Origin of the sequence: Shimia sp. R9_2, from assembly GCF_017743735.1 — a bacterium.
Taxonomy (GTDB): domain Bacteria; phylum Pseudomonadota; class Alphaproteobacteria; order Rhodobacterales; family Rhodobacteraceae; genus Shimia.
The window spans coordinates 1-5,997 of the sequence record NZ_JAGHRO010000019.1 but is presented as its reverse complement, the minus strand read 5'-3'; the positions used below and the strand labels follow the sequence as shown (position 1 = coordinate 5,997).

Here is a 5,997-nt window from a genome sequence, read left to right as displayed (position 1 = left end):
TAGAACCCCCTTCACCGGCGGCGCTGAGGCGCACAACGGCGGGACGGACTGGCAGGGAGCGAGGCTCTGGGTTGGGAAGTTCTGGAAATATTGAGCAGTATCAGCGGGTTGCGCTAGGAAGTTTTTCGGCGCGGTCTGGTGGTTTTGTCTCTGGGGTTCTTGTTTGGGCTCCGACGTTATTTGACATTGTGATGACACTGAAGAGATATGAGGGCGGTTTGGTTCTTTCGATGAACAAACACCTGCATATCGGCTCTTAGGCTTCGGCTGATAATAGAGTTTACAACAGCTTCACTGTTTGGTGGCTTTCGGTACCTTTGGTACCTGAGCACATTAAACAGTTTGAGTTCATTCGGGATTAGCCTCCTGGATGAGATGTGCAGAGGTTCGAACGTCAAGGATACGCTGGTAACAGCGTTTCAACTTGAGAGTTTGATCCTGGCTCAGAACGAACGCTGGCGGCAGGCCTAACACATGCAAGTCGAGCGCGCCCTTCGGGGTGAGCGGCGGACGGGTTAGTAACGCGTGGGAACGTACCCTTCTCTAAGGAATAGCCTCTGGAAACGGAGAGTAATACCTTATACGCCCTTCGGGGGAAAGATTTATCGGAGAGGGATCGGCCCGCGTTAGATTAGATAGTTGGTGGGGTAACGGCCTACCAAGTCTACGATCTATAGCTGGTTTTAGAGGATGATCAGCAACACTGGGACTGAGACACGGCCCAGACTCCTACGGGAGGCAGCAGTGGGGAATCTTGGACAATGGGCGCAAGCCTGATCCAGCCATGCCGCGTGAGTGATGAAGGCCCTAGGGTCGTAAAGCTCTTTCGCCTGTGATGATAATGACAGTAGCAGGTAAAGAAACCCCGGCTAACTCCGTGCCAGCAGCCGCGGTAATACGGAGGGGGTTAGCGTTGTTCGGAATTACTGGGCGTAAAGCGCGCGTAGGCGGGTTGTTAAGTTAGAGGTGAAATCCCGGGGCTCAACCCCGGAACTGCCTTTAATACTGGCAACCTAGAGTTCGAGAGAGGTGAGTGGAATTCCGAGTGTAGAGGTGAAATTCGTAGATATTCGGAGGAACACCAGTGGCGAAGGCGGCTCACTGGCTCGATACTGACGCTGAGGTGCGAAAGTGTGGGGAGCAAACAGGATTAGATACCCTGGTAGTCCACACCGTAAACGATGAATGCCAGTCGTCGGGTAGCATGCTATTCGGTGACACACCTAACGGATTAAGCATTCCGCCTGGGGAGTACGGTCGCAAGATTAAAACTCAAAGGAATTGACGGGGGCCCGCACAAGCGGTGGAGCATGTGGTTTAATTCGAAGCAACGCGCAGAACCTTACCAACCCTTGACATCCTAGGACAACTCCAGAGATGGAGCCTTCCTTCGGGACCTAGTGACAGGTGCTGCATGGCTGTCGTCAGCTCGTGTCGTGAGATGTTCGGTTAAGTCCGGCAACGAGCGCAACCCACATCCTTAGTTGCCAGCAGTTCGGCTGGGCACTCTAGGGAAACTGCCCGTGATAAGCGGGAGGAAGGTGTGGATGACGTCAAGTCCTCATGGCCCTTACGGGTTGGGCTACACACGTGCTACAATGGCAGTGACAATGGGTTAATCCCAAAAAACTGTCTCAGTTCGGATTGTCGTCTGCAACTCGACGGCATGAAGTCGGAATCGCTAGTAATCGCGTAACAGCATGACGCGGTGAATACGTTCCCGGGCCTTGTACACACCGCCCGTCACACCATGGGAGTTGGTTCTACCCGACGGCCGTGCGCTAACCTTTTGGAGGCAGCGGACCACGGTAGGATCAGCGACTGGGGTGAAGTCGTAACAAGGTAGCCGTAGGGGAACCTGCGGCTGGATCACCTCCTTTCTAAGGATGCACCTAGCAAGTAAGAAAGTTCTCTTTCTCACTTCGTGGATGCACTTAGCAACAGATCGGTACCTTTGCCGATCTATATCAAACGGACCAGGCCGTCCCCATATCTCTTCAGGAATACATCAGGCCTGCCGGCCTGTCTGGGTCGGTAGCTCAGGTGGTTAGAGCGCACGCCTGATAAGCGTGAGGTCGGAGGTTCAAGTCCTCCTCGACCCACCACCATCCTTCGGGATGATAATGGGGCCTTAGCTCAGCTGGGAGAGCGCCTGATTTGCATTCAGGAGGTCAGCGGTTCGATCCCGCTAGGCTCCACCAATTCACTTCCTTTGGAAGTGATGGCGACAGTGGTTTTGCTGCAAGCAAAGCTCACGAAAGCCATTTACCCTCGATTAGATCGCTAAGCACTTGCGAGTGTTTAGCCGTCCAATCGGACATCAGCTTCGTAAGAAGCTTTGACATCGTTTAGAGAGATACAAGTTGTTCCAAAACAGCTCAGTGATGAGAGGTTTTGAGAATAACAATCAACACTGTTTGATCGCCCTAAGTACGGGGATGATCTCAGTCAGGTCTCCTTTTGGAGAGGCGATATTGAAGACTGTTTCCTCGGTCTTCTCCTTCGTATCCCTGCTGAAACGAACAGAGTTGTCCAAGTCAAGTACACTAACCCGCAAGATCGAGAGATCTTGCATAAGTTCTTTGTCTTCCAGATGGGGCCGACCGACATCGGCAGTCTGGGTTCCAAGGCAAAGAGCGGGAAAGTATGACTTTTGGTTCAGAAACAGGATTGCGAGCATGCCAGCTTTTGCGATCACGAGAGACGAGGTCCTCAAGTAGCGCTCCGCGCGGTAGGACACTAACTGGTCTTTCTCTTTCTGGATCAAATCAAGCGCGAGAAGGGCGTTTGGTGGATGCCTTGGCAGTAAGAGGCGATGAAAGACGTGATACTCTGCGATAAGCCATGGGGAGCTGAGAATAAGCTTTGATCCATGGATCTCTGAATGGGGGAACCCACCTGAAAGTTCATTATAATTACCTCGGTAATTTATAATGTTCTTAACCAGGTACTTTTGACCTGAATACATAGGGTCTTAAGAGCAAACCCGGGGAACTGAAACATCTAAGTACCCGGAGGAAAGGAAATCAATTGATACTCCGCTAGTAGTGGCGAGCGAACGCGGACCAGCCAAGCCTGATGAGTGACTAGAACCGTTTGGGAAGACGGGCCATAGTGGGTGACAGCCCCGTATAGGAAGCTCTGAAGGATGTATTAAGTAGGGCGGGACACGTGAAATCCTGTCTGAAGATCGGAGGACCACCTTCGAAGGCTAAGTACTCCTTACTGACCGATAGCGAACCAGTACCGTGAGGGAAAGGTGAAAAGCACCCCGACGAGGGGAGTGAAACAGTACCTGAAACCGAACGCCTACAATCAGTTGGAGGCCCCTTGAGGGCTGACAGCGTACCTTTTGTATAATGGGTCATCGACTTGGTCTATCTAGCAAGCTTAAGCCGTTAGGTGTAGGCGCAGCGAAAGCGAGTCTTAATAGGGCGCATGAGTTAGATGGATCAGACCCGAAACCGAGTGATCTAGGCATGGCCAGGTTGAAGGTGCGGTAACACGCACTGGAGGACCGAACCCACATCTGTTGAAAAAGATCGGGATGAGCTGTGCCTAGGGGTGAAAGGCCAATCAAACTCGGAGATAGCTGGTTCTCTGCGAAATCTATTTAGGTAGAGCGTCATCCGAATACCCCGGGGGGTAGAGCACTGGATGGGTAATGGGGCCCCACAGGCTTACTGATCCTAACCAAACTCCGAATACCCGGGAGTACTAGATGGCAGACACACTGCGGATGCTAACGTCCGTAGTGGAGAGGGAAACAACCCTGACCTACGACTAAGGCCCCTAATTCATGGCTAAGTGGGAAAGCAGGTGGGACGACCAAAACAACCAGGAGGTTGGCTTAGAAGCAGCCATCCTTTAAAGATAGCGTAACAGCTCACTGGTCTAAATAAGTTGTCCTGCGGCGAAGATGTAACGGGGCTCAAGCCATGAGCCGAAGTCTAGGGATGCGTAAGCATCGGTAGCAGAGCGTAGTGTGACATAGTTCCAATCCTCTTCTATATCCTCCGGGATATAGCGCAGGATATGGAGCTTTCGATGAAGCCGGGGCGTGAGCCATCCGGTGGAGAGATCACTAGTGAGAATGATGACATGAGTAGCGACAAAGAGTGTGAGAGACACTCTCGCCGAAAGTCCAAGGGTTCCTGCTTAAAGCTAATCTGAGCAGGGTAAGCCGGCCCCTAAGGCGAGGCCGAAAGGCGTAGCCGATGGGAACTAGGTTAATATTCCTAGGCCAGGAGGATGTGACGGATCATGAAGGTTGTCCCCCCTTATCGGATTGGGTGGGCCGCTGATTGGTTCCTGGAAATAGCCCTCCATGAGACCGTACCCTAAACCAACACAGGTGGACTGGTAGAGCATACCAAGGCGCTTGAGAGAACGATGTTGAAGGAACTCGGCAAAATACCTCCGTAAGTTCGCGAGAAGGAGGCCCAGTTTCTACGCAAGTATTGGCTGGGGGCACAAACCAGGGGGTGGCGACTGTTTACTAAAAACACAGGGCTCTGCGAAGTCGCAAGACGACGTATAGGGTCTGACGCCTGCCCGGTGCCTGAAGGTTAAAAGGAGGGGTGAGAGCTCCGAATTGAAGCCCAGGTAAACGGCGGCCGTAACTATAACGGTCCTAAGGTAGCGAAATTCCTTGTCGGGTAAGTTCCGACCTGCACGAATGGCGTAACGACTTCCCCGCTGTCTCCAACATCGACTCAGCGAAATTGAATTGCCTGTCAAGATGCAGGCTTCCCGCGGTTAGACGGAAAGACCCCGTGCACCTTTACTACAGCTTCACACTGGCATCAGGCCATGCATGTGCAGGATAGGTGGTGGGCTTTGAAACCAGAACGCCAGTTTTGGTGGAGCCTCCCTTGAGATACCACCCTTGCATTGCTTGATGTCTAACCGCGGTCCGTTATCCGGATCCGGGACCCTGTGTGGCGGGTAGTTTGACTGGGGCGGTCGCCTCCTAAAGCGTAACGGAGGCGCGCGAAGGTTGGCTCAGAGCGGTCGGAAATCGCTCGTTGAGTGCAATGGCAGAAGCCAGCCTGACTGCGAGACTGACAAGTCGAGCAGAGTCGAAAGACGGCCATAGTGATCCGGTGGTCCCGAGTGGAAGGGCCATCGCTCAACGGATAAAAGGTACGCCGGGGATAACAGGCTGATACTGCCCAAGAGTCCATATCGACGGCAGTGTTTGGCACCTCGATGTCGGCTCATCTCATCCTGGGGCTGGAGCAGGTCCCAAGGGTACGGCTGTTCGCCGTTTAAAGAGGTACGTGAGCTGGGTTTAGAACGTCGTGAGACAGTTCGGTCCCTATCTGCCGTGGGTGTAGGATACTTGAGAGGAGTTGCCCCTAGTACGAGAGGACCGGGGTGAACGATCCACTGGTGGACCTGTTGTTGCGCCAGCAGCAGTGCAGGGTAGCTATGATCGGACAGGATAACCGCTGAAGGCATCTAAGCGGGAAGCCCCCCTCAAAACAAGGTATCCCTGAGGACCGAGGTAGACCACCTCGTCGATAGGCCGGAGATGTAAGTGCAGCAATGCATTCAGTTGACCGGTACTAATGGTCCGATAGGCTTGATTTGATCCAGTAAAAGAAAGACTTTTACGGACACAAAAGCATACACAAAACAAAGTATACTGACTTGGACAACACATAAACCGAGCTATTTCCTCGGTTTGGTGATCATAGCGCGAGTGAAACACCCGGTCCCATCCCGAACCCGGCCGTTAAGCACCGTAGCGCCGATGGTACTGCTGCTTAAGCTGTGGGAGAGTAGGTCATCGCCAAACCTAGAAAATAGCTCAACAAAATCTCTCAAAACGATACAAAAAATACCTTCAGAACAAATAAAACGTCCTGAAGGGCGACAGATCTTAAAGCCAAAAAAGGCCCAAGATCAAAAGCGTCGCGGGATGGAGCAGCCCGGTAGCTCGTCAGGCTCATAACCTGAAGGTCGTAGGTTCAAATCCTACTCCCGCAACCA

3 tRNA genes and 3 rRNA genes are annotated in these 5,997 nt (G+C 52.7%); all 6 read left to right on the top strand.

What is annotated here, in order from left to right:
• Positions 1–420: 420 nt before the first annotated feature.
• The 6 genes from J7400_RS21040 to J7400_RS21015 all read left to right on the top strand — a co-directional run bounded on the left by J7400_RS21040 (position 421) and on the right by J7400_RS21015 (position 5,997).
• Positions 421–1,880, top strand: a 16S ribosomal RNA gene (locus J7400_RS21040).
• A gap of 148 nt (positions 1,881–2,028) precedes the next feature.
• A tRNA-Ile gene (locus J7400_RS21035) sits at positions 2,029–2,105 on the top strand.
• A gap of 20 nt (positions 2,106–2,125) precedes the next feature.
• Positions 2,126–2,201: transfer RNA gene (locus J7400_RS21030), tRNA-Ala, on the top strand.
• A 565-nt stretch (positions 2,202–2,766) separates the two neighbouring features.
• Positions 2,767–5,595: ribosomal RNA gene (locus J7400_RS21025) — 23S ribosomal RNA — on the top strand.
• Between the two features lie 93 nt (positions 5,596–5,688).
• Positions 5,689–5,803, top strand: a 5S ribosomal RNA gene (rrf, locus tag J7400_RS21020).
• The 16S, 23S and 5S rRNA genes sit together here with 3 tRNA genes alongside, the layout of an rRNA operon.
• Positions 5,804–5,920: 117 nt before the next feature.
• Positions 5,921–5,997 (top strand) — tRNA-Met (locus tag J7400_RS21015).